This window comes from Rhodopseudomonas parapalustris (genome assembly GCF_053772255.1).
The window spans coordinates 40,569-64,066 of sequence record NZ_JAMKBZ010000029.1 but is presented as its reverse complement, the minus strand read 5'-3'; the positions used below and the strand labels follow the sequence as shown (position 1 = coordinate 64,066).

The following is a 23,498-nucleotide window of genomic DNA, read 5'->3' as shown; positions in this document are numbered from 1 at the left end:
ACCGCCGAAGTCTTTCGTCCGGTCTCAATCCCAGAAAGCCGAAGCCCTCCGAAAACCGAGACCCGCAAGGACTTCGCCGTCCACGTTTCTCTTTCTTCTTCTTCACTTGTCAAACAGCCCGAGATCCGAAGATCTCAACGAAGCCGAAAGCCACAAGGACCTTCAAGACTTCAACTCCTACACTTAATAGGAGTTTGGAATTTCCGAACCGACAGCGAATGGCAACCGACAACGATCGGCTGCTGTTGCACTCATCGAATTCGATGAAGTTCCAGAGGCGCGGAAGCTCGCTGGAGCCCGTGGGGCTCAGCGGCGCCGCGCTCAGTGGCCGTCTTATAGGCCGCCCCCCTCGGAGCTGTCAACGGCTTCGTCAGAAAAATGTCGCGCAGTTGAAGAATTTGATTTTCTCCAGTTTTCCCAAGGCTTTCTCGCCACGTACGCCGTACTGAGGCCACATTCGAGAGGCGTTCTCCCCAACAGATCGAGAAGACAATTCGACGTCCCGCGGTCTGCGGACGGGCGCATTGCTCCTGATCATGTCGGTTTCGGAACAGCACGAGCATTGGAACGGCCGAAATGGCCGCTTTCGATTGACGCCACCGGCGGCGGCCAGCAATTTGGCCACGCGCGGCCTGCGTCGCGACACTTGCGGTCGATGGCGTACGCCTTCCGTGGCGGACAACACGGCGGCAATCGGGTAGAAGGCTCCGGTCCGCGACGCGGCGCGGAGAGGTTTGATCGGCCAATGGCCTGATCGTTCAGACTAGCCGACCGGCCGCCAGTGCGGCCGATTGCGAAATCGGGGGACGACGGATTGAGCCAAAGGGTGTCACGCGGGCGCAGCTCCGGGCGTGAGGTCGGCTATATCGATCTCGGCCACGAGCCGCCGCTTTCCGTCGACGGCTCCGAGGCCGCTGTCATCGATCGCCGGCGCGTGTCGGTGCAATGGTTCAGCGGCACGATTCTCACTGGCCTGTGCGGCGCGGCGCTGATCGGCGGCGCGGTGTTCGCCTCGCTCGACGGCGAGACCACATTCGCCAAAGCGCCCGAACTGGTGCAGGCCGCGCTCCGCGGCGCGTTCGGCGCCGACAAGAACGCCGCCCTGCACAAGAGCGACCGGCTGCCGCCGCCAAGCGAAGCCGCACTGGCTCGGAGCGTGATTCGGGTCTCGACGGTGTCGCGGGTCGGGCATCGCGATGTGGTCCGGGTTCGCCCCTTCATCCGGATTTCCGGCAATCTGTCGCTGACCACCAGCGATCTGTCTGCCAAGATTCCCGCTTTCAACGCCCAGCGGATGCTGAGCGATGTCGGAGCCGCGGCGCCCAGCGACGACGCGCAAAATCCCGACGCGGTCGAACCCGACGCCGAGGTCTCGTTCGTCACCCGCGATCTCGGCACCGTGCTGCCGCGCGCCAAGATCGTCGGCCAGATTCCCCCCGACGAAATCCTGATGCGGGTACGTGACGCCGCAAACTGGAAGGGCAACAGCGGCGTGCGCTACGCCAGCGCCTCCGCCGGCGATTTCGGCGGTGACATGAAGCTGGCCTATGCGCCCGAAGGCCCCTCGGCCGATCCCTATGCCGGCTTCGAGACGCGAATCGTGCCGGAGAACGTCACGCTGCTGCCGAAGACCAAGGAGCAGGCGACCGGCGGCAATCCAACCGGCGAGCGCACGCATATCGTCAAGAAGGGCGACACCGTCGTCTCGGTGCTCCGCGACCAGGGCGCAACCGAAGAGGATGCCCGTGCGGTCGCCGCCGCGCTCGGCGCCCGCGGTCGCGACGGCGGCCTCAAGGAAGGCCAGAAACTGCGGATCCTGATGGAGCCGTCCGGCCCCGGCAAACCGCCGCAGCCGTTCCGGGTGATCGTCGCAGGCGATTCGACGGTCGAAGCGGTGGCGGCGCTGTCGGACCTCGGCCGCTACGTCGCGGTCGACGTCCAGAGCCTCAACACCGTCAGCGAAACCGCCGACAACACCGAGGACGACGAGGACGACGGCAGCGGCGTCCGGCTGTATCAATCGATCTACGAGACTGCGCTCCGCAACAAGGTGCCGCAGAACGTGATCGACGACATGATCCGGATCTACTCCTACGACGTCGACTTCCAGCGCAGGGTACAGGCCGGCGATTCGTTCGAAGTGTTCTACGCCGGCGACGACGAGACCACCGCCGCGGTCGAGAAGAACGACGTGCTGTTCGCCTCCCTCACCGTCGGCGGCGAGACCAAGAAATACTATCGTTTCCAGACCCCCGACGACTCGGTGGTCGATTTCTACGACGAGACCGGCAAGAGCGCGAAGAAGTTCCTGGTCCGCAAGCCGGTCAATCAGGCGATCATGCGCTCCGGCTTCGGCGCCCGCCGTCATCCGATCCTCGGCTACGTCAAGATGCACACCGGCGTCGACTGGTCGACGCCCTATGGCACGCCGATCTTTGCCTCGGGCAACGGCGTGATCGAAAAAGCCGGCTGGGAAGGCGGCTACGGCAAATACATTCGGATCAAGCACGCCAACGGCTACGAGACCGCCTACGGCCATATGTCGGCGTTCGCCAAGGGCATGGAGCCCGGCAAGCGGGTCCGCCAGGGCCAGGTGATCGGCTTCGTCGGCTCCACCGGCCTGTCGACCGGCGCCCACGTCCACTACGAAATCATCGTCAATGGCCGCTTCGTCGATCCGATGCGCGTGCGCCTGCCGCGCGGCCGCTCGCTCGAAGGCCCGCTGCTGGCGTCGTTCGAAAAGGAGCGTGACCGGCTCGACACGATGATGACCGGTCGCGGTGGTGGACGGCTAGCCGAAGACCTGACGTCATCGGCGCCGGTGCGCACCTCGTCGAGTGCGCAGGCGCGGCGCTGAGCCTCGCGCTGATCTGAAGCCTGCCCGATCGCGGCGCGACATTTCGCAACACGGACTGTGCTGCAGCGCGGCTTCGATTCTGTTTGCCAACATCCGCCCCCCGCCGAATACTCTCGCCATAACAACGAGAAGATCTCGGAGGGAATGCAATGAAGGGTAAACTTGCGCGCGGCGCGAGTGCGTTGACGATCGGTCTGCTGATGCTGTCCGGCGCCCACGCGGACGGCTACAACGTCACCAAACTGGTGGAAGGCTCGGCGTTTCACGGCGTCCACGGCCTTGCGGTCGACAAGGCTGGCAAGCTGTTCGCCGGCAGCGTCGCCGGCGCAGCGCTGTATGAAGTCGATCGGGCCGCCGGCACCGCCAAGATCGCAGTGCCGACGCCGGAAGGCATGGCCGACGACATCGCGATCGCCCCGGACGGCACCATGGCGTGGACCGCGTTCCTCACCGGCGATCTCTATACGCGCAAGGGCGACGGCCCGATCAAGAAGCTCGCCTCCGGCCTGCCCGGCATCAACTCACTCGCCTTCCGCAAGGACGGACGGCTGTACGCGACCCAGGTGTTTCTCGGCGACGCGCTGTACGAGATCGATGTCGAGGGCGCCAAGCCGCCACGCAAGATCATGGAGAAGATGGGCGGCCTGAACGGATTCGAATTCGGCCCCGACGACAAGCTCTACGGCCCGCTGTGGTTCAAGGGACAGATCGTCAAGGTCGACGTCGACAAGGGCGAGCTCAGCATCGTCGCAGACGGCTTCAAGATTCCGGCGGCGACGAATTTCGACTCCAAGGGCAATCTGTGGGCGCTCGACACCGCGCTCGGCCAACTCGTCAAAATCGATCCGAAGACCGGCGCCAAACAGGTCGCGGCGCAGCTCAAACCGTCGCTCGACAATCTCGCGATCGATGGCAACGACCGCATCTTCGTCTCCAACATGGCCGACAACGGCATCCAGGAAGTCGACCCGACAACCGGCACGGCCAAGCAGGTGATCATCGGCAGACTGGCGTTCCCCGGCGGCATCGGCGTCGTCTCCGATGACGGCAAGGACACCATCTACGTCGCCGACGTGTTCGCCTATCGCAGCGTCGACGGCGCCAGCGGCGAGGTGCGCGAAGTGGCGCGGATGCACGCCGACGGCACCACGCTGGAATATCCGATGAGCGCCACGGCCAAAGGCGACGAGGTGATTCTGTCGAGCTGGTTCACCGGCACGGTGCAGACGATCGACCGCAAGACCGGCCAGAGCCGCGAGATGCTGCACGGCTTCAAGGCGCCCTACGACGCGATCCGGCTCGGTGACGGCAAGCTGCTGGTCGCCGAACTCGGCACAAAATCGCTGGTCGAAGTCTCGGGCGAGCACGGCAAGGACCGCAAGGCGATCGCGACCGATCTTGCGGGTCCGGTCGGCCTCGTGCTCGGCAAGGACGGTGCGGTGTATGTGACCGAAGCGTTCGCCGGCCAGATCAGCAAGATCGATCCCAAGACCGGCGCCAAGACGGTCGTGGCGAAGGACCTCAAGATGCCCGAAGGCATTGCGCTCGCACCCTCCGGCAAATTGATCGTCGCCGAAGTCGGCGCCAAGCGGGTGATCGAAGTCGATCCGACCAGCGGCAGCGTCACCGAACTCGCCGGCAATCTGCCGATCGGCCTCGTCCCCGCTCCCGGCCTGCCGCCGACCAACATGCCGACCGGCGTCGGTGTCGGCGCCAGCGGCACGATCTACGTGTCGTCGGACATCGAAAACGCGATCTACAAGATCGAGAAGAAGTAAGCCGAAACGCGACGTGCTCCGCAGCGATCACTGCTGAGCACGTCGTAGGTGTAAGAAAGTCTCATCAGCCCCGTCAACGCTCACTCCGTCATTGCGAGCGAAGCGAAGCAATCCAGAAGCTCCGTGCACAGTGCTGGATTGCTTCGTCGCTTCGCTCCTCGCAATGACGAAGGGCATCACCTTAACATCGCTCAGTTCAACATCCGCTTCGGCGGACGTCCCGTGAACGGCTCGACGTCCGCGGTGTGCGGCGGGGCGCCGTTGAAGGTCAGCACGCCGCCTTCGGTCGAGATCGCGACGTGGTCGCCGTCCTTGACCGAGCCTTCCAGGATCATCTCGGCGAGCGGGTCCTGGACGCTGCGCTGAATCACCCGCTTCAAGGGGCGGGCGCCGTAAGCGGGATCCCACCCCTTTTCGGCGAGCCAATCGCGCGCGGCGGCATCGAGGTCGAGCACGATCTTGCGGTCCTCGAGCAGCCTGGTGAGCCGCGCGAACTGGATGTCGACGATCCGGCCCATCTCGCTCTTCTGCAAGCGATGGAACAGGATGATCTCGTCGACGCGGTTGAGGAATTCGGGGCGGAAGTGCGCCCGCACCATTCCCATCACCTGCTCCCTGACCGCCGACGTGTCCTCGCCCTCGGGCTGATTGACCAGATATTCCGAGCCGAGGTTCGAGGTCATCACGATCAGCGTGTTGCGGAAGTCCACGGTGCGGCCCTGACCATCGGTCAGGCGGCCGTCATCGAGCACCTGCAGCAGCACGTTGAACACGTCCGGATGCGCCTTCTCGATCTCGTCGAACAGGATCACCTGATACGGCCGGCGCCGCACCGCCTCGGTCAGCACGCCGCCTTCGTCGTAGCCGACATAGCCGGGAGGTGCGCCGATCAGCCGGGCCACGGAGTGCTTCTCCATGAACTCCGACATGTCGATGCGGACCATCGCAGTCTCGTCGTCGAACAGATACTCCGCCAGAGCTTTCGTCAGCTCGGTCTTGCCGACGCCGGTGGGCCCTAAGAACATGAACGAGCCCATCGGCCGGTTCGGGTCCTGCAGGCCGGCGCGGGCGCGGCGGACCGCGGTCGAGACCGCGTGCACGGCTTCGAACTGCCCGACCACGCGCTGGCCGAGCTGCTCTTCCATCCGCAGCAGCTTTTCCTTCTCGCCCTCAAGCATCTTGTCGACCGGCACGCCGGTCCAGCGCGACACCACCTGAGCGATGTGGTCGGCGGTGACCGCCTCCTCCACCATCTCGCCGGCGTTCTCGTGGGCTTCGATGTCGGCGAGCTTCTTTTCCAGCTCTGGAATCCGGCCATAGGCAAGCTCACCGGCGCGCTGATATTCGCCGCGGCGCTGCGCGTTGGCGAGTTCGATTCGCAGGCCGTCGAGTTCGCTCTTCAGCTTCTGGGCATTGGAGAGTTTGTTCTTCTCCGCACTCCAGCGCTGGGTCAGCACCGCCGACTTCTCTTCGAGCTCGGCGAGCTCCTTCTCCAGCGCCACCAGGCGGGTCTTGGAGCCGACGTCGCTCTCCTTCTTCAGCGCCTCCTGCTCGATCTTCAGCCGCACGATCTCGCGGTCCATCGAATCCAGCTCTTCCGGCTTGGAGTCGACCTGCATCTTCAGCCGCGCCGCGGCCTCGTCCATCAGGTCGATCGCCTTGTCGGGCAGGAAGCGGTCGGTGATGTAGCGGTTCGACAACGTCGCTGAGGCGACGATCGCCGAGTCGGCGATCCGCACGCCGTGGTGCTGCTCGTATTTGTCCTTCAGGCCGCGCAGGATCGAGATGGTGTCCTCGACCGTCGGCTCGTTGACGAACACCGGCTGGAAGCGCCGCGCTAAAGCTGCGTCCTTCTCGACATGCTTGCGATATTCGTCGAGCGTGGTGGCGCCAATGCAGTGCAGTTCGCCGCGGGCGAGCGCAGGCTTGAGCAGGTTCGACGCGTCCATCGCGCCGTCCGCCTTGCCGGCGCCGACCAGGGTGTGCATCTCGTCGATGAACAGGATGATGCCGCCCTCGGCCGCGGTCACCTCGTTGAGCACGGCCTTCAGCCGCTCCTCGAACTCGCCGCGATACTTTGCGCCCGCAATCAGCGCGCCCATGTCGAGCGCCAGCAGCTTCTTGTCCTTCAGGCTCTCCGGAACGTCGCCGTTGAGGATGCGCAGCGCCAGTCCTTCGACGATCGCGGTCTTGCCAACACCGGGCTCGCCGATCAGCACGGGGTTGTTCTTGGTTCGGCGCGACAGAACCTGAATGGTGCGGCGGATCTCCTCGTCGCGGCCGATCACCGGGTCGAGCTTGCCGTCGCGCGCCGCCTGGGTGAGGTCGCGGGCATATTTCTTCAGCGCGTCATAGGCGTTCTCGGCCGTCGCCGAATCCGCGGTGCGGCCCTTGCGCAGCGCGTTGATGGCAGCGTTGAGATTCTGCGGGGTGACGCCGCCCTTGGCGAGCAGCTTGCCAGCCTCGCTGTCCTTGTCCAGCGACAGCGCCAGCAGCAGCCGTTCCACGGTGACGAAGCTGTCGCCCGCCTTCTCGGCAGCCTTCTCGGCAGCGTCAAACGCCCGCGCGGTGGCCGGATCGAGATAGACTTGGCCGGCGCCCGAGCCGGAGACCTTCGGCATCTTGCCGAGCGCGTCTTCGGTCGCCTTCAGGATCGCGCGCGAATTGCCGCCAGCGCGGTCGATCAGACCGCCTGCCAGCCCTTCGGAATCGTCGAGCAGCACTTTGAGGATATGCAGCGGCGAGAACTGCTGATGGCCCTCGCGCATCGCCAGCGATTGCGCCGACTGGATGAAGCCGCGCACACGTTCGGTATATTTTTCAACGTTCATTGTTTTCGGTCCCTCAGCCTGCCCTCGGCGCCTTCAAAAAGCACGCGCGACGGCATCTTCATTGGGGTTCCGCCGGCCGCGCTGACATTCCTCAGCCGGCGGCGGTCGTCACCGTGCGGAGCGCATCGGCTTGACGCAAATGTGGGCATCTGTTCCCGGAAACGGAAGGCCTCGGCTCACATTTTCGTGGGCTGCCGAGCCCGCCGAGATCCCCTAAATACCCGCCATGACAGACCTCGCCCTCGCCTCCCTCGCCTCGATCTACCGCTATCCCGTCAAGGGCTTGTCGCCCGAGCTGTTGCCGACCGTCGGGCTGGAGATCGGACAGACTTTGCCCGGCGACCGGGCGTTCGCCATCGAAAACGGGCCGATCGGATTCGATCCGGCGAGCCCCCGCTACTTCCCCAAGATCCGGTTCTTGATGCTGATGCGCAACGAGCGGCTGGCCGCCTTGCGCAGCCGCTACGACACTGCGACCGGAGAACTCAGCATCTCACGCGACGGCGCCGAGGTGGCCCGCGGCGATCTCAAGACCGAGGCGGGGCGCGCTGCGATCGAGCAGTTCTTCGCCGGCTATTGCGCCGACGAGCTGCGTGGCCCGCCGAAACTACTGGCCGGCCACGGCCATAGCTTCTCGGACGTCGCCCGCAAAGTGGTGTCGATCATCAACCAAACAAGCGTCGCCGCGCTCGAAGCCATGATCGGCCGGCCGGTCGATCCGCTGCGCTTCCGTGCCAACCTCTATGTCGACGGCTGGCCGGCTTGGCACGAATTCGACCTGATGGACCGGGTGCTGACGATCGGCAGCACCCGGCTCAAAGTCGTCAAACGCATCGTCCGCTGCGCCGCCACCAACGTCGACCCGCAAACGGCCGTCCGCGACATGTCGATCCCGGAGACGCTGCAGAAGCACCTCGGTCACGCCGATTGCGGGGTGTATGCCGAAGTGATCGAAGCCGGCGATATTGCGCAAGGCGATGCGGTGCAGGTCGAGCAGGCGGAGCTGTTCGCGTAGCTTGCTTGCAAGATCGCGCAACACTCCTGACGTCATCGCCGAGCTCGACCCGGCGATCCATCTTCTTCGAAGAGACGCGCTTCGCGCTTGATGGATGCGCGGGCCTTCGCCGCGCCGAAGCGGCTTCGGCCGCGCAGGCGAGTCAAGCCCGCGCATGACAATCGCGTGCGGGAAAGCGCCGAGCAATCAGCTCGACGGCATCACGTAGGCGTAGATCCGGCTTCTGGAGTACACCGCCTCGGCGACGCGGTGGCCGTGATTGCCGGAGACCACGATCGGGTTGCCGTTGGGATCGATGCCGCTGACGACGCCGACATGGCCGCCGCGCCTACCGCGCGACATCACCGCGATCGCGCCGACTTGCGGACCGGAGATGCGTTGACCGTAGCGCGCGAACGAGCTCGCCATGTCCGAACCGGTGCCCTGGTGACCGGTCCGTTGCAGCACCATGTTCATGAACCGCGCACACCACAGGGCGCGCCGGCCGGTCGGATTGCCGCGACCGATGAAACTACGCGCTTCGGCGACCAGGCTCGAACCCGCGCCGCCGCCGTTCCACGACTGCCATTGCGAATCCTGCATCTGCTGCTGCGCGGCGACGCGGTGACGGCGACCATGGCGCTTCTGCGCGGCGGGCTGCAACTGCGGCTGCGTCATTGCGGCCGAGACGTTCATCGCCGGGTCGCTGAAGCCGAACGCAGGCGCTGCGACGTCGGCCTGCTGCTGCGCGATGCGGCCGTGACGGCGCGAGACGTGCGAGCGACGGTGATGGTGCGCGTGACGCGATGCGGCATGATGCGCGTGGTTGGATGCATGAGCGTGGTGACGGTGCAAGGGCTTCGCCGATGCGGGTGCAGCGATCGCCACGAACGCCGAGACACCCAGCACGGCAGTGACGACACGGAACAAGCCGAACGCAGTGAACAATACCATACAGACTTTTTCTCCCGAACTCCCAGAACACGCCGACCCGCCCCACGGGTCGACATCGGGGTCGACGCGTTAATCGACCGGGGATGGCGAGAGCATGGCCCTGAGACAGCGAGAGTCGGATTTGAGTGGAATTTTCGAGGAAATTCCGTGATACGCGCCATTTCTGCACGTATCGCGTGCGACGCACCCGCCGCCGCACGCGTTAACTAATCGTTAGTATCTGCTACGGGGCGACGTAATCGGCCGGTTCGACGGGCGATTTTTTCTGTGCGCGGCTGAGCAGGAAAACGCCCTGCTCGCCGAACATGTTCCAGAACCACCACGGCGCGTTCAGCCGCAGCGGCCGACCGTAGCGATCGAGCGCCACCGCGCGCTCCATCTTCACCCCGATCTCGCCGCACAGCCCGACGAAATCCTTGATGGTGCAGAAGTGAATGTTCGGCGTGTCGTACCAGGTCGCCGGCAAATTGTCGGTACGCGGCATCTGACCGTGGATCAGCAATTGCAGCCGCATGTTGATGTAGCCGAAATTCGGAAACGACACGATCGCGCGCCGCCCGATCCGCAGCAGATTCTCCAGCACCTCTTTCGGCTGCCGCGTCGCCTGCAGCGTCTGCGACAGGATCACGTAGTCGAACGCATCGTCGACGTAGTGATCGAGGTCGGTGTCGGCATCGCCCTGCACCACCGCGAGCCCGCGCGCGACGCAGCGGTTGACGCCCTCGCGCGACAGCTCGATACCGCGGCAATCGACGCCGCGGGATTCGAGGAGCTGCATCAGGTCGCCTTCGCCGCAGCCGACGTCGAGCACCTTCGTGCCCGACTCGACCATGTCGGCGACCAAGAGATGATCGGCGCGATGCACGCGCAATTGCGGCCGCGCGTGCGCTTCCAGCGGCAAGCTTTCCTGCACCGACATGATCAGCGCTCCGCCTTGCCGATGCCGTGCGCCGCACCGGCCGACTGCAGGAAGGCGCGCGCGATATCGATGAACTCCGGCTCGTCGAGCAGGAACGCGTCGTGGCCCTTGTCGGTCACGATCTCGGCGAACGAGACCCGCGCGCCGCCGGCGTTGAGCGCATGCACGATGGCGCGCGACTCCGAGGTCGGAAACAGCCAGTCGGAGGTGAACGACACCACGCAGAACCTTGTCTGCGTCCCGCGAAACGCCGCCGCCAGCACGCCGTCGTGGTCGGCGGCGATGTCGAAGTAATCCATCGCGCGGGTCAGATACAGATAGGAATTCGCGTCGAACCGCTCGACGAAGGACGAGCCCTGATAGCGCAGGTAGCTCTCGACCTGGAAGTCGGCGTCGAACGAAAACGTCGGTAGTTCGCGGTCCTGCATCTTGCGACCGAACTTCCGATGCAGCGCGGCATCCGACAGGTAAGTGATGTGTGCAGCCATCCGCGCCACCGCGAGGCCGCGATGCGGGAAGCAGCCGTGCTCGAAGTAACGGCCGTGCTGCCAGTCCGGGTCGGCCATCACCGCCTGGCGGCCGAGCTCGTGGAAGGCGATGTTCTGCGCCGAATGCCGGGTCGCGCAGGCGATTGCCAACGCCGAGAACACCCGTTCGGGGAATGCGACCGACCATTGCAACACCTGCATGCCGCCCATCGAGCCGCCGACGACGCAGAACAGTTTGTCGATGCCGAGCCGGTCGATCAGCATCGCCTGGGCGCGGACCATGTCGGGAATGGTGATGACCGGAAAATCGAGTCCCCAGGCCTTACCGGTGGCGGGGTTGATGGAGGCGGGGCCGGTGGAGCCCATGCAGCCGCCGATCACGTTCGAGCAGATCACGAAATAGCGGTCGGTATCGATCGGCTTGCCGGGGCCGACCAGGGTCAGCCAGCCGCCGGGCTTGCCGGTGATCGGATGCGCATTGGCGATGTGCTGGTCCATGGTCAGGGCGTGGCAGACCAGGATGGCATTGCTCTTGTCGGCGTTCAGCGTTCCGTAGGTCTGGTAGGCGATCTGGAACGGGCTCAGCTCGATGCCGCAATCCAGCGGCAGCGGCTGATCGGCCCCGAACTGCGCGACCAGCGAATGCGGGTGATCGACCTCCTGGGTCCTCTCGCCGGCGGCTATTTTCTGCCCCTTTACCGAATGGATATTCATCATACGCCTGCCAACGGCCTCGACATCCCGGGATGCCCCGGTTCGACCTCAGATAAGAACGGCAGGGCGAATAAAAAACCCGGCCTGAACATTGGTTCGGCCGGGATCGGAACTATCCCCGGCCTGTTTAGCGAGTTGTTTAACGTGGCTGCAAGCCGGCCGGCTCAAATGACCACGGGATCGCGGAGACGATAGTCTTAAAGGCGGCCGGACGTCAATATGGGGGGCATTGCGCCGTGCACGGAGTACCTCTCCCGCCTGCGGGAGAGGTCGGATCGCGCAGCGATCCGGGTGAGGGCACTCCGCTCCGCGAGTCGCGGGCTCATTGCCTGGGATGCCCTCACCCCAGCCCTCTCCCGCAAGCGGGAGAGGGGGCGCGTTGCGGATTACGGCAACGCCTCGGCCAACAAGGGCAAATTCCTTTGCCTTCAATCGTCTGGTTTCCTAAGCAGAAGGTCGCATCGCGTATCGCCTGAAGGTTCTGAAGCAATGACCAAGCCGCCCTCGCCGCCGTCGCTCACCGAGCTGCGCCAGGAGATCGACAGCATCGACGAGCAGGTGCACCAACTGTTGATGCAGCGCGGCGACATCATCGACCGGCTGATCGCGGTGAAGCAGACCCAGGAGGTCGGCTCGGCGTTCCGCCCGGCGCGCGAGGCCGACATGATGCGGCGTCTGGTGCAGCGTCATCACGGCATTCTGCCGCTCGACACCGTCGAGAGCATCTGGCGGGTCATCATCGCGACTTTTACCTATGTGCAGGCGCCATTCTCTGTGCACGCCGACCAGTCGCTCGGCGAGTCGGCGATGCGGGATTCCGCCCGCTTCCATTTCGGCTTCACGGTCCCCTACGTGGCGCACTTCTCCGCCTCCGCGGCGGTCGATGCCGTGGCGAAATCCAAGGGCGATCTGGCGCTGGTGTCGGCGACCTCCGGCAACACTCCGTGGTGGCTGGCGCTGGAGGCCGACGGCGCGCCCAAGATCATCGCCCGGCTGCCGTTCATCGAACGGGCCGACCACCCGGCGGCGCTGCCGGTGTTCGTGGTGTCCCGGGTCGCCGACAGCGCCATGGTCACCGAGGTCGAGACCTGGAGCATCCGGGTGTCGGGCTGGAGCGCCGATACCGCCCGGGCGCTGTCGCCGCTGGCCGACGTCGTGGCGGTGCCGGATACCGCTTTTGACGGCGCAGCGCTGCTGGTGTCGATCCCGGCGCCCGGCGGCCTCGATCAGATCAAGGCTGCCCTGATCGCAGCGGGGGCCTCCCTCCGTTCGTCGGCCCTCGTCGGCAGCCACGCAAGGCGCTATACGGTGCCCCCGAGCGGCAAGTCCGCGTAATTACCGGACCTCAGCCGCCCGACGATTTTTCCGGAGTTGACGATGTCACGTCCCGTGCCGAATCCCGGCATCCTCGATATTGCGCCCTACACCCCTGGCAAGAGCCCGGTGGCCGAGCCCGGCCGCAAGGTGTTCAAGCTCTCGGCCAACGAAACCCCGTTCGGCCCGTCGCCGCACGCGATCGCGGCCTATAAGAGCGCGGCGGATCATCTCGAGGACTATCCGGAAGGCACCTCGCGGGTGCTGCGCGAGGCGATCGGCAAGGCCTACGGCCTCGATCCCGCCCGCATCATCTGCGGCGCCGGCTCGGACGAGATCCTCAACCTGCTGGCGCACACTTATCTGGCGCCCGGCGACGAGGCGATCTCAAGCCAGCACGGCTTCCTGGTGTACCCGATCGCCACGCTGGCGAACGGCGCCAAGAACGTGGTGGCGCCCGAGAAGAATCTGACCACCGACGTCGACGCCATGCTGGCGGCGGTGACGCCGAACACCAAGCTGGTGTGGCTCGCCAACCCGAACAACCCGACCGGGACCTACATCCCGTTCGACGAGGTGAAGCGCCTCCGTGCGGGTCTGCCCAGCCATGTCGTGCTGGTGCTCGACGCCGCCTATGCCGACTACGTGATAAAGAACGACTACGAACTCGGCATCGAGCTGGTGTCGACCACCGAGAACACCGTGCTGACCCACACCTTCTCCAAGGTGCATGGCCTCGCCGCGCTGCGGATCGGCTGGATGTTCGGCCCGGCCAACATCGTCGATGCGGTCAACCGCATCCGCGGGCCGTTCAACGTCTCGGTGCCGGCACAGCTCGCCGCGGTCGCGGCGATCCAGGACACCGGCCACGTCGAGCGCTCGCGCGCGCACACCGACAAGTGGCGCAACCAGCTTGCCGAAGAGCTGCCCAAGCTCGGGCTGACGGTGACGCCGAGCGTGTGCAACTTCGTGCTGATCCACTTCCCGACCACCAAGGGCAAGACCGCGGCGGACGCCGACGCGTTCCTGACCCAGCGCGGTCTGGTGCTGCGTGCGCTGAACAATTACGGCCTGCCGCATGCGCTGCGCATGACCATCGGCACCGACGAAGCCAACGCGCTGGTGCTCGAGAACTTGCGCGAGTTCATGGGTCAGCCATGAACTCTGCGCCGATGTTTCGCAAAGTCGCACTGATCGGCTTCGGCTTGATCGGCGGTTCGATCGCGCGCGGTGCGAAGTCGCTCGGCCTTGCCGGCGAGATCGTCACCACCGCGCGGTCGGCAGAGACCCGGGCACGGGTGCGCGAACTCGGCATCGTCGACCGCGTGGTCGAGAGCAACGCCGAAGCCGCCGACGGTGCCGATCTCGTCATTCTGTGCATCCCGGTCGGCGCCTGCGGCGATGTTGCCAAGGAGATCGCGCCGCATCTGAAGCACGGCGCGATCGTCTCCGACGTCGGCTCGGTCAAGGCCGCGGTGGTGAAGGCGATGGCACCGTTCCTGCCGGAGGACGTTCACTTCGTGCCGGCGCATCCGGTCGCCGGCACCGAGAATTCGGGGCCGGATTCCGGCTTCGCCGAGCTGTTCATCAATCGCTGGTGCATTCTCACGCCGCCCGAGGGCACCAACGCCGAGGCGACCGAAAAGCTCGCCGCGTTCTGGCGCGCGCTCGGTGCCAATGTCGAGATCATGACGCCCGAGCACCACGATCTGGTGCTCGCGGTGACCAGCCATCTGCCGCATCTGATCGCCTATACGATCGTGTCGACGGCCGAAGAACTCGAAGGCGTGACGCAGTCGGAAGTGCTGAAGTTCTCGGCCGGCGGTTTTCGCGATTTCACCCGCATCGCCGCGTCCGACCCGACGATGTGGCGCGACGTGTTCCTGACCAACAAGGACGCGGTGCTGGAAATGCTCGGCGAATTCCAGGAAGATCTGTCGAAGCTGACCCGCGCCATCCGCCGCGGCGACGGCGACGCGCTGTTCGATCACTTCACCCGCACCCGCGCCATCCGCCGCGGTATCGTCCAGATCGGCCAGGACGAAGCGGCACCAGACTTCGGGCGTCGGCACAAGCAGCTCGGCAAGGCGGCGGAGTAAGCGGGCAACCTTCCCGCCGCTCTCACCCCGCCTAACTCACGTCGTCCCTCGACCCTCTCACGTTGCCCCCCGCCCAGGCGGGGGACCCAGTATTTGCAGAGAGTTGGTAGCGGGCGCACGGCGGATCAACCAGCGCTCTGGAAATACTGGGTCGCCCGGAAGCCGGGCGATGACGGTGGAGAGTGGAGCGCGCGCTCTGCGCCGTATCGTCTCTCTGTTCAAACATCAGACAGCCGCACCCTGACGTTCTCGCGGCGCCGGAGGACAGGACGACACGGATTACAGTCTTTATAAGGCGTCTTTGCACGCCTTCGGGTCGTCGCCGAGCTTGACCCGGCGACCCATCGCTCTGACGATGGCGACGATTGGACACAACGAACAAATTGCCCCGTCGCCCAGCCTTTAAAGCCTCGCGCCAAATGACTTGAAAATCCACTTTTTGTATCTACAATAATTAGCATACGAGACTACCATGAGGATCACGTTCGATCCTGCCAAACGCCAAGCGACGCTGCAGGAACGTCAGCTCGACTTTATCGATGCCGCGGAGGTTTTCGCCGGGAAATGAATCTACATCCCGGACAACCGGCGCAACTACGGGGAGGAGCGGATCATCACAATCGGAAAACTGCTTGGCCGGATGGTGATCGTGGTGTGGACACCCCGCGGTGAAGCGCGGCATGTGATCTCGATGAGGAAAGCCAATGACAGGGAAAAAGCGCGCTTTGAGCAGCGACTTGAAGAAGGTTGATGCCCACATCATAACGCCGGAGGAGTACGACGAGATTCCGGAGCTGACGGACGAAGACTTCGCCCGCGGCGATCTCTATCACGGCGACAAACTGATCAGCCGCGGCCGGCCTAAATCCGACGACCCCAAGCAACTGGTTTCGCTGCGCCTCGACGCGGAGGTGCTGCGCTGGTTCAAGTCGACCGGTCCCGGCTATCAAGCCCGCATGGGCGAGGTGCTGAAGTCGCACATGAGTCGAAAGAAGGCCGCAGGCAAGAAAGCGTAGCGTGGGTTGAGCGCAGCGAAACCCACAGACGAAGTACGATGGGTTTCGCCTTCGGCTCAACCCCATCCTACGGCCGCCACCTCACAACCACTTCTTCCACTTGAAGAACATGTACGGCAGCACCGCGGCCAGCAGCATCATGCCGAGCGCCATGGTGTAGCCGTGCGCCCATTCCAGCTCGGGCATGAATTTGAAGTTCATGCCGTACACCGAGGCGATCAGGGTCGGCGGCATCAGCACCACCGCCATCACCGAGAACAGCTTTATGATGTTGTTCTGCTCGAGATTGACGACGCCGAGCATGGCGTCGAGCGTGAAGGTGATCTTGCTCGACAGATAGCTGGCATGGTCGGTCAGCGACAGCACGTCGCGCTGCATGGTCTTGAGCTGGGTGCGCAGGTCTTTCGGCAACTTGATGCCCTCGCCTTCGACCGACAGGAACGCCACCACCCGGCCGATCGAGACCAGGCTCTCGCGCACCTTGGACACCAGGTCGCCCTTGCGGCCGATCGCGATCAGGATGTCGGAATAGCGCTTCGGCTGGCCGGTGCGCGCCGCGCCCTCGGGCTCGAAGATCTCACGGCTGACCTCGTCGACGTCGGCGCCGGCGCGCTCCAGAATGTCGGCGCAGCGGTCGATCACCGCGTCGAGCAGCTCGAACAGCACGCTCTCGCCGCTGGTTCCGGAGCCCGGCGTCCGGGCCAGCCGGCTCTCCACCACCGCGAACGGCCGCGGCTCGTCGTAGCGCACCGTCACCAGCCGCCGGCCGGCCAGAATGAAGGTCACCGGCGACAGTCGCGGCGAGGAGGTGTCGGCGCCGCACATCAAGCTGGCGGTCATGTAGCGGGCGCCGTTGGCGATATACAGCCGGCTGGAGATCTCGATCTCCTGCATGTCTTCCCGGGTCGGCACCTCGATCCGTGCCAACCGCTCCACCGCTTTATCCTCGTCGGCCGTCGGCCGGTCGAGATCGACCCACACCGTCTCCTCGGGCAGCGCATCCAGATCCTCCGCGGTGGCGCGCTTCAGGATGGCTTCGGCGGGGGCGAAGAAAGCAAGCATGGCGACTCCAGGCTGGAAGACGTTCGAAGCGGAAGGGTGAGCGGGCGCCGGTCTGGCAGCGCCGGCATGGCTGAATGCGGCGAGGGTACTTACGTATTTTGTGGCCATGGCGTGGCAGCGCCATGACAATGTGCTGCAAGGCGCCACAACTGTTGGCCGAAAATTAGTCGGCGGCCAGATGCGATGCGGCAGAAATGCAACAACACCGGCATCTCGTTACGAACCACTCGCCGTAATGCTGGCAAACCAGGCCATTTGCGAGATACTAACAGGCAGAATCGTGGAGTTTTACGATGCCTCCCGGCGCTCGGTTGTGCGCCAGATCGTGATTGGAATTCAGAATGGCGTTGAACGGAACCAAGCTGGGACTGCTGGCCCTCGCCGGCCTGCTGCTGTCGGGTTGCATGCAGACCACCTACCAAGCCGCCCCGGAAGCCAACCTCAAACCCAACGACAAGGCCCAACTCGCCAAGGCGCGCTACGCCAAGGTGTCGGTGCCGGAGCCGTTCCGCCGCGCGATCGTGGATTATCATCGCAAGGAAGCTCCCGGTACCATCGTGGTCGATTCGGACAACCACTTTCTGTATTACGTGCTCGATAACGGCAAGGCGATCCGCTACGGCGTGACCGTGGGCGAAGAAGCGCTGGCGTTCTCCGGCATCGCGCGCGTCGGCAACATGGCCGAATGGCCGAAATGGACCCCGACCGCCGACATTCACAAGCGGATCGAAGGCCTGCCGTCCTCGGTGCCCGGCGGCATCGACAACCCGCTCGGCGCCCGCGCACTTTATCTGTACCAGGGCAATCGCGACACCCTGTTCCGGATTCACGGCACCAACCAGCCGGAATATATCGGCGCCTCGATCTCCTCGGGCTGCATCCGCATGACCAACGAGGACGTCATCGACCTGTACAGCAAGGTCAAGATGGGGACCATCGTGGTGGTGCTCGACCGCAAGCAGGGCGACTCCCCGGTCAACTCGCGGATGGCGCTCCAGGGCGGCAGCGGCACGGCGATGCAGTAAAGCGCTCCGCGCGCATTACCGATAGAGCTTTCAAAAGCGCCGGTCCGCCGGCGCTTTTTTTGTTTGTGCGGAGATCTGGTGCTGGCGCCTGTGCCGGTCTGCGCGTTGATCCACTGCCGAGCTCGGCAGCGCATCAGGCACTGAGAGCTCCCTTGCCCCGCTCTTCGCGGGGAGAGGGTTGGGGTGAGGGGCGATGTGAGCACTTAAGTCTCGGCGTTGCGGAAACGCCCCCTCACCCGACCGGCTTCGCTTCGCTCACCGGTCGACCTCTCCCCGCGCGCGGGGAGAGGTCAGCCTCGCCGCGGGGTGAGGTCAGGCCGGCGGTCGTGTCAGCGCCGGCTTGCCGCGGACCGAGGGCTTTGGCGCTGGCGCCGTTCGGGGGGCGAGATCGATCGGTTTGTTGGCGGCCGGCTTAGATGCCGCTTTGGACCTGACGCGTTTGGCCGGCTTCGGCGGCGGAGGCGGTGCAGGCTCCGCCTGCTCGCGTTCGGCCGCGTCGGCCGGCGCCGGCTCGGCGGCTTCCTGCGGGGGCGGCGCCGCCTGCTGCGGCGCACGCTCATCGTCGGCCGCGACCTCGCGCGGCGGCGCCTCGGCCGGGCGAGGCAACGGCATCGCCGGGGCGATTTCCGGCAGCCCCTCGTACAGCGCCCATTGGCACATCCGGTAGCCGCCGCGCCGCTCGGCGAGATCGAGGTGAATGTGATCCTCGTGATAGCCGTCCGAGCCGGGCCCGAGCACAGTCGTAAAGCGCGCGCACACCGACTGCATCACGGTCTCGCGCGCCTGCCGCGGCGCCTCGCGGTCGGTCAGCGAGATCATCCGGCCGTCCGCCAGCTTGATGCCGCGAACGTCGAGCGCGTTGGCGCGGCCGTGCTCGGACAGCTTGGCGCCGCGCACCCGGTTGCGGCCACGACATTCATACGCATCGAAATTGTCGAGGGCGGCGGCCCGGCTGCCGAGCGAGGTTGCTAGCGGCGCGATGTCGGCCCGCACCCAATCGGCCAGCGCGCGTGCCATGCCGCAGCGCACCGTCGCGGCCGGCGACACCGCAACGCGCCCGCCGTCCGGCAGCACCACCGCTTCGAGCCGCACCAGATCGGTGCCACCGCAGCCGCCGGGCCCGGTGATATCCGGAATGCTCGGCGCAATCGCGATCTGCTCGGTCAGCGCCAGCCGGCACGCCGACGGCGGCTTGGCGGCCGGGGCCGCGTCGGCCTTGGCGCCGGGCGCCGTGCCAGGTTCTGCTGCTTCCGCCGGCGCGGCCTCGGTCTCGCCGGGCTCGGCGCCGGCCACATTCGCCTGCGGTGCCGCGGCCGGGCGCGGCTTCGGCAACGGAACATGCTCGCTTGCGCTCACGGCCGACACACCGCCCACAACCAGCGCGATCATCACTCCCCAGAAAGGCGCTTTGCCGCGGAGCGTCTGAAGACAAGACCGTTTTCCGCCAAGCGGGTAGGCGCTAAAGTCGGAACCAATCCCAAGGGGATAATGATCAGGAGGAAATCTCGAATGCTTGGACTGATGCAAGACTGGCCTTTGCTGTGTCATCGGATCATCGAGCACGCAGCTCGGATCCACGGCAACCAGGAGGTGGTCACCCGGTCGGTCGAGGGGCCGATCATCCGCACCACCTATGCGCAGATCCATCAACGGGCGCTGAAAGTGAGCCAGATGTTGGATCGCACCGGCATCAAGCTCGGCGACCGCGTCGCGACGATCGCCTGGAACACCGCCCGGCACCTCGAGTGCTGGTACGGCATTATGGGAATCGGCGCGATTTGCCATACGGTCAATCCGCGGCTTTTTCCGGACCAGATCGCCTGGATCGTCAATCACGCCCAGGACCGGGTGATGATCACCGATCTCACCTTCGTGCCGATCCTGGAGAAGATCGCCGACCAGATCCCGAGCGTGGAGCGGTTCGTGGTGCTCACCGACAAGGAGCACATGCCGCAGACCACGCTGAAGAACGCGGTCGCCTATGAGGAGTGGCTGAAGGAAGCCGACGGCGATTTCGAGTGGGGCACCTTCGACGAGAACACCGCGGCGGCAATGTGCTACACCTCGGGCACCACCGGCGATCCGAAGGGCGTGTTGTATTCGCACCGCTCCAACGTGCTGCACGCGCTGATGGCCAACAACCCGGACGCGCTCGGCACCCGCGCCGCCGACACCATGCTCCCCGTGGTGCCGCTGTTCCACGCCAATAGCTGGGGCATCGCGTTCTCGGCGCCGTCGATGGGCACCAAGCTGGTGATGCCGGGCGCCAAGCTCGACGGCGCCTCGGTGTACGAACTGCTGTCGACCGAGAAGGTGACGCACACCGCCGGTGTCCCCACGGTGTGGCTGATGCTGCTGCAATACATGCAGAAGGAAAAGCTGACGCTGCCGCATCTGAAGATGGTGGTGTGCGGCGGCTCGGCGATGCCGCGCTCGATGATCAAGGCGTTCGTCGATATGGGCGCCGAGGCGCGCCACGCCTGGGGCATGACCGAGATGAGCCCGCTCGGCACGCTCGCCACGCTGAAGCCGCCGTTCGATCAGACCACCGGCGACGCCCGGCTCGACGTGCTGGCGACGCAAGGCTATCCGCCGTTCGGCGTGCAGATGAAGATCACCGACGACGCCGGCAAGGACGTCGCCTGGGACGGCAAGACCTTCGGCCGGCTGAAAGTGTCGGGCCCGGCGATCGCCAAGAAGTACTACCGCGTCGACACCGAGATCCTCGACGATGTCGGCTTCTTCGACACCGGCGACGTCGCCACCATCGACCAGGACGGCTACATGCGGATCACCGACCGCTCCAAGGACGTGATCAAGTCCGGCGGCGAGTGGATCTCCTCGATCGACCTGGAGAATCTGGCGGTCGGCCATCCCAAGGTGGCGGAGGCCGCCGTGATCGGCGTGTATCACCCGAAATGGGACGAGCGGCCGCTCTTGATCTGCCAGCTCAAGCCGGATGTCACCTGCACCCGGGAAGAGATCCTGGAATACATGGACGGCAAGATCGCCAAATGGTGGATGCCCGACGACATCGTGTTCGTCGAAGCGATCCCGCACACGGCGACCGGCAAGATCCTGAAGACGGCGCTGCGCGATCAGTTCAAGACCTACACGCTGCCGGGCGCGGCAGCGTAACGGTTATCAGCGCGCAACGCCGGCTCACTGCCCGCGACGCCCTCACCCCAGCCCTCTCCCGCAAGCGGGAGAGGGAGCGCTCTGCGGCTGGGGCTGAGGCCTCGACCTGCATCAAACGTGCAGCTCAGTTGTTGTTCGAAACCTCTCGCCGAGCACGACGTAACCTCTCCCGCTTGCGGGAGAGGTCGGATCGCGGAGCGAGCCGGGTGAGGGCTTCGGCGCTTCAGCATAACGCGGACTCACTGCCCGCGTCGCCCTCACCCCAGCCCTCTCCCGCACGCGGGAGAGGGGGCGCGCTGTGCTTGGGGCTACGCTGTGCTTCGCCTTGAAGAACTAACTAACTCTGATCAGCCCAACACCGGCAGCGTCCGTACCTCGTAGCCGCTGCTGATGCTGCGGCCCTTGACCGGGTCGCTGAGTTCGTAGTCGAAGCGCGTCGCCGGGCGGATGCCGCCTTTGGCGGCGAAAGTGCCGCCGAACATCGCGGCGCCCTCGGGCAGGCCGGCAGCGCCGAATTCGCGTTCGATCAGCTCGGCCGGCGGCAGCATGCCGGACAGCGTGCCTTCCTGATACAGCACGCGCTCGCCGCCGATGGTCGCGAAGGAGCGCAGTACGAGCTGGTCCCAATGCGCGGCGACATCGTCCACGGCCCACAGATCGGGCGCGACCGGCTTGTCGCACATCTGCTTGGACACGGTGATGTTGTAGGTCTCGACCTTGCGGTCGGTATGGTCCGAGCCGACGCCGACATAGAGCTTGCCGCCGGACTTGATCAGCACGAATTCGACCTCGCCGCTGGAGTTCTCGTCCGAGACTTCGATCGCGGTCCGCGTCGTCAGCCGGCTGGCGGCGACGCGGTAGTAGATCGGCGTCGAGGCCGGAGGCGCAATGCCCAGCTCTTCGAGTTCCTTGATGTGCTTGTCGCGCGCCACCGGATCACGGCCGGTCCAGCCGGCGATGATCAGATCGCCGATCTGGACCAATCGCGGGACCTTGCGGCCCTGTTCGTGGACGAGGAATTCGATGGGGGCGGCATACATGACTGGTCTCGCGAGATTGGCGGCTGAACGAGCATCGTGCGGGGACGGCGTCGCCTCCCGGCACGATGCGGATGAGTGAACTACTGGCCCTTGCGGGTGTCGAGCAGATGCCAGCTCTGGTCACCTGCTTCGATGACGTAGATCGGCTTGATGGCGTCGCGATCTTCCGCGAACGAGATTTCACCTTCAAGCGCGGCGAAGCCCTTCAACTTGGCCAGATCGTCCCGGATCGCGGTGCGCTCGGCCGCGACCTTGCCGGCATCGCCGGTGGTCTTGGCGGTCTTCATCGCTTCGGCCAGCAGATAGACGATATCGTAGGCCGACGCATCCTGCTGGTTCGGCTCCAGCCGGGTCATGCCCGCTTCTTTGGCCCGCGTCGCGAACTCCTTGGCGAATGCCTTGGTGCGGTCGTTGAGCTCGGCGAAGAACGTCGTGCCGATCGTCATCGAATTGCCGGCGCCCGCCATCCGGCGCGGAAGATCGGGATCGGCCACCGTGGTGCCGCCGACCAGCCGCGCGCTGACGCCCTGGCGTTTCAATTCCTTGGCGAGGTTGATGGCAGCTTCCGGCGGCGCGCCGAGGCCGATCACGTCCGGCTTCATTTGGGCGAGCTGCGAGACCTGCGGCGACAGATCGAAGGCGTTGTACTGGAAGTCGACCGCGCCCTTGTCGGCGATATCGAACTTCTTGAACAGCGCCGGCAGCACCTTGGTGCCGACCGCCTTGGACACGGTGTCGTCGGTCGCGAATGCGGTGGCGCCGGTCGCCATCGGCAGCTTCTTGTCGCGCAGCGTCGCCAGCACTTCGGAGATCACAGTGCCTTCGTCGCGGGTGTTGCGGAAGCCGTAGGTGAAACCCTTGGTCAGGCCGGGCGCGGATGACGACATCGACATCTGCACGATGCCGAGACGTTCGCCGGCCGGAAATGCGACGCGCACTTCGCCGGAGGAGAACGGGCCGATCACCGCCAGCGCCTTGTTGTCCTCGGCGAACTGCCGCACCGCGAGCGCGGCCTGCTTGGGATCGCCGCCGGTGTCGAACTTGACCAGCTTGATCTTGTTGCCGCCGATGCCGCCCTTGGCGTTGATCTCGTCGACCGCCATGTCGACCGCGACCTCGTTGGTGTTGGCGAGGCTGACATAGGGGCCGGTCTTGGCCATCGAGAATCCGAGCACGAGGTCGGCCGCCTGCGCGCCTCCCGCGAACCCGCCGATCAGTCCGAGCGCGACACCCGCCGCCACCATATTCGCCTTCATCAGCCTGTTCCTC

General features: G+C 65.3%; 18 protein-coding genes and 1 riboswitch. Of the genes, 10 read left to right on the top strand and 8 right to left on the bottom strand.

Features of this window, described 5'->3' with window-relative positions:
- Positions 1–826: 826 nt before the first annotated feature.
- Both M9H71_RS20645 and M9H71_RS20640 read left to right on the top strand, forming a co-directional pair.
- Positions 827–2,857 (top strand): M23 family metallopeptidase, encoded by a 2,031-nt coding sequence (locus M9H71_RS20645; protein ID WP_455406786.1) that lies wholly within the window; start codon positions 827–829, stop codon positions 2,855–2,857.
- A gap of 149 nt (positions 2,858–3,006) precedes the next feature.
- Complete coding sequence (locus tag M9H71_RS20640; protein ID WP_455406785.1) at positions 3,007–4,635, top strand: Vgb family protein; 1,629 nt, start codon at positions 3,007–3,009, stop codon at positions 4,633–4,635.
- Between the two features lie 191 nt (positions 4,636–4,826).
- Here the strand turns inward: M9H71_RS20640 and clpB are convergent, their stop codons facing one another.
- Positions 4,827–7,466: an ATP-dependent chaperone ClpB gene (gene clpB / locus M9H71_RS20635; protein WP_455406784.1), complete on the bottom strand. Its 2,640-nt coding sequence runs from the start codon at positions 7,464–7,466 to the stop codon at positions 4,827–4,829.
- A gap of 226 nt (positions 7,467–7,692) precedes the next feature.
- Between clpB and M9H71_RS20630 the strand changes: the two genes are divergently transcribed.
- Positions 7,693–8,481 carry an MOSC domain-containing protein gene (locus tag M9H71_RS20630; RefSeq protein ID WP_455406783.1) on the top strand — a complete coding sequence of 263 codons (789 nt, stop codon included), beginning with the start codon at positions 7,693–7,695 and terminating at the stop codon, positions 8,479–8,481.
- 186 nt (positions 8,482–8,667) lie between these two features.
- On the opposite strand, the gene M9H71_RS20625 is transcribed toward M9H71_RS20630, so the two are convergent.
- From M9H71_RS20625 to metX, 3 genes are all read right to left on the bottom strand, one after another.
- A complete protein-coding gene (locus M9H71_RS20625) occupies positions 8,668–9,414 on the bottom strand; it encodes a TIGR02594 family protein (RefSeq protein WP_455406782.1) in 747 nt (248 codons plus the stop codon).
- Between the two features lie 223 nt (positions 9,415–9,637).
- Positions 9,638–10,333 carry a methionine biosynthesis protein MetW gene (metW, locus tag M9H71_RS20620; protein WP_455406781.1) on the bottom strand — a complete coding sequence of 232 codons (696 nt, stop codon included), beginning with the start codon at positions 10,331–10,333 and terminating at the stop codon, positions 9,638–9,640.
- Between the two features lie 2 nt (positions 10,334–10,335).
- Positions 10,336–11,538 carry a homoserine O-acetyltransferase MetX gene (metX, locus tag M9H71_RS20615; RefSeq protein ID WP_455406780.1) on the bottom strand — a complete coding sequence of 401 codons (1,203 nt, stop codon included), beginning with the start codon at positions 11,536–11,538 and terminating at the stop codon, positions 10,336–10,338.
- Positions 11,539–11,641: 103 nt separating this feature from the next.
- Positions 11,642–11,721: riboswitch (SAM riboswitch) on the bottom strand.
- Positions 11,722–12,024: 303 nt separating this feature from the next.
- Here metX and M9H71_RS20610 point away from each other — a divergent pair.
- From M9H71_RS20610 to M9H71_RS20590, 5 genes are all read left to right on the top strand, one after another.
- Complete coding sequence (locus tag M9H71_RS20610) at positions 12,025–12,870, top strand: chorismate mutase (RefSeq protein ID WP_455406779.1); 846 nt, start codon at positions 12,025–12,027, stop codon at positions 12,868–12,870.
- 42 nt (positions 12,871–12,912) lie between these two features.
- On the top strand, positions 12,913–14,010 hold the full coding sequence (gene hisC, locus M9H71_RS20605; protein WP_455406778.1) for a histidinol-phosphate transaminase: 1,098 nt from the start codon (positions 12,913–12,915) through the stop codon (positions 14,008–14,010).
- Entirely contained in the window at positions 14,007–14,948 is a 942-nt protein-coding gene (locus M9H71_RS20600) for a prephenate/arogenate dehydrogenase family protein (protein WP_455406777.1), read from the top strand. The genes hisC and M9H71_RS20600 overlap by 4 nt, the downstream gene beginning before the upstream one ends.
- A 568-nt stretch (positions 14,949–15,516) precedes the next feature.
- Positions 15,517–15,699: a BrnT family toxin gene (locus M9H71_RS20595; RefSeq protein ID WP_455406788.1), complete on the top strand. Its 183-nt coding sequence runs from the start codon at positions 15,517–15,519 to the stop codon at positions 15,697–15,699.
- Positions 15,653–15,964, top strand: a complete 312-nt coding sequence (locus M9H71_RS20590; protein WP_455406776.1) for a BrnA antitoxin family protein — start codon at positions 15,653–15,655, stop codon at positions 15,962–15,964. Before M9H71_RS20595 ends, M9H71_RS20590 begins: the two co-directional genes overlap by 47 nt.
- 81 nt (positions 15,965–16,045) lie before the next feature.
- Here M9H71_RS20590 and M9H71_RS20585 read toward each other — a convergent pair whose 3' ends face one another.
- Positions 16,046–17,026, bottom strand: coding sequence for a magnesium transporter CorA family protein (locus tag M9H71_RS20585; protein ID WP_455406775.1), 981 nt, complete (start codon positions 17,024–17,026; stop codon positions 16,046–16,048).
- Positions 17,027–17,367: 341 nt separating this feature from the next.
- Here M9H71_RS20585 and M9H71_RS20580 point away from each other — a divergent pair, with 341 nt between their 5' ends.
- Positions 17,368–18,051 carry a L,D-transpeptidase gene (locus tag M9H71_RS20580; RefSeq protein WP_455406774.1) on the top strand — a complete coding sequence of 228 codons (684 nt, stop codon included), beginning with the start codon at positions 17,368–17,370 and terminating at the stop codon, positions 18,049–18,051.
- A gap of 312 nt (positions 18,052–18,363) precedes the next feature.
- Here the strand turns inward: M9H71_RS20580 and M9H71_RS20575 are convergent, their stop codons facing one another.
- Positions 18,364–19,440, bottom strand: coding sequence for an extensin family protein (locus M9H71_RS20575; protein ID WP_455406773.1), 1,077 nt, complete (start codon positions 19,438–19,440; stop codon positions 18,364–18,366).
- 120 nt (positions 19,441–19,560) lie between these two features.
- Between M9H71_RS20575 and M9H71_RS20570 the strand changes: the two genes are divergently transcribed.
- The gene (locus M9H71_RS20570) at positions 19,561–21,189 is read left to right on the top strand and encodes a fatty-acid--CoA ligase (protein ID WP_455406772.1); all 1,629 of its coding nucleotides are present in this window, start codon (positions 19,561–19,563) and stop codon (positions 21,187–21,189) included.
- A 347-nt stretch (positions 21,190–21,536) separates the two neighbouring features.
- Here M9H71_RS20570 and M9H71_RS20565 read toward each other — a convergent pair whose 3' ends face one another.
- Positions 21,537–22,229 (bottom strand): DUF2848 domain-containing protein, encoded by a 693-nt coding sequence (locus M9H71_RS20565; protein ID WP_455406771.1) that lies wholly within the window; start codon positions 22,227–22,229, stop codon positions 21,537–21,539.
- Between the two features lie 80 nt (positions 22,230–22,309).
- A complete protein-coding gene (locus tag M9H71_RS20560) occupies positions 22,310–23,485 on the bottom strand; it encodes an ABC transporter substrate-binding protein (protein ID WP_455406770.1) in 1,176 nt (391 codons plus the stop codon).
- Between the last annotated feature and the right edge of the window lie 13 nt (positions 23,486–23,498).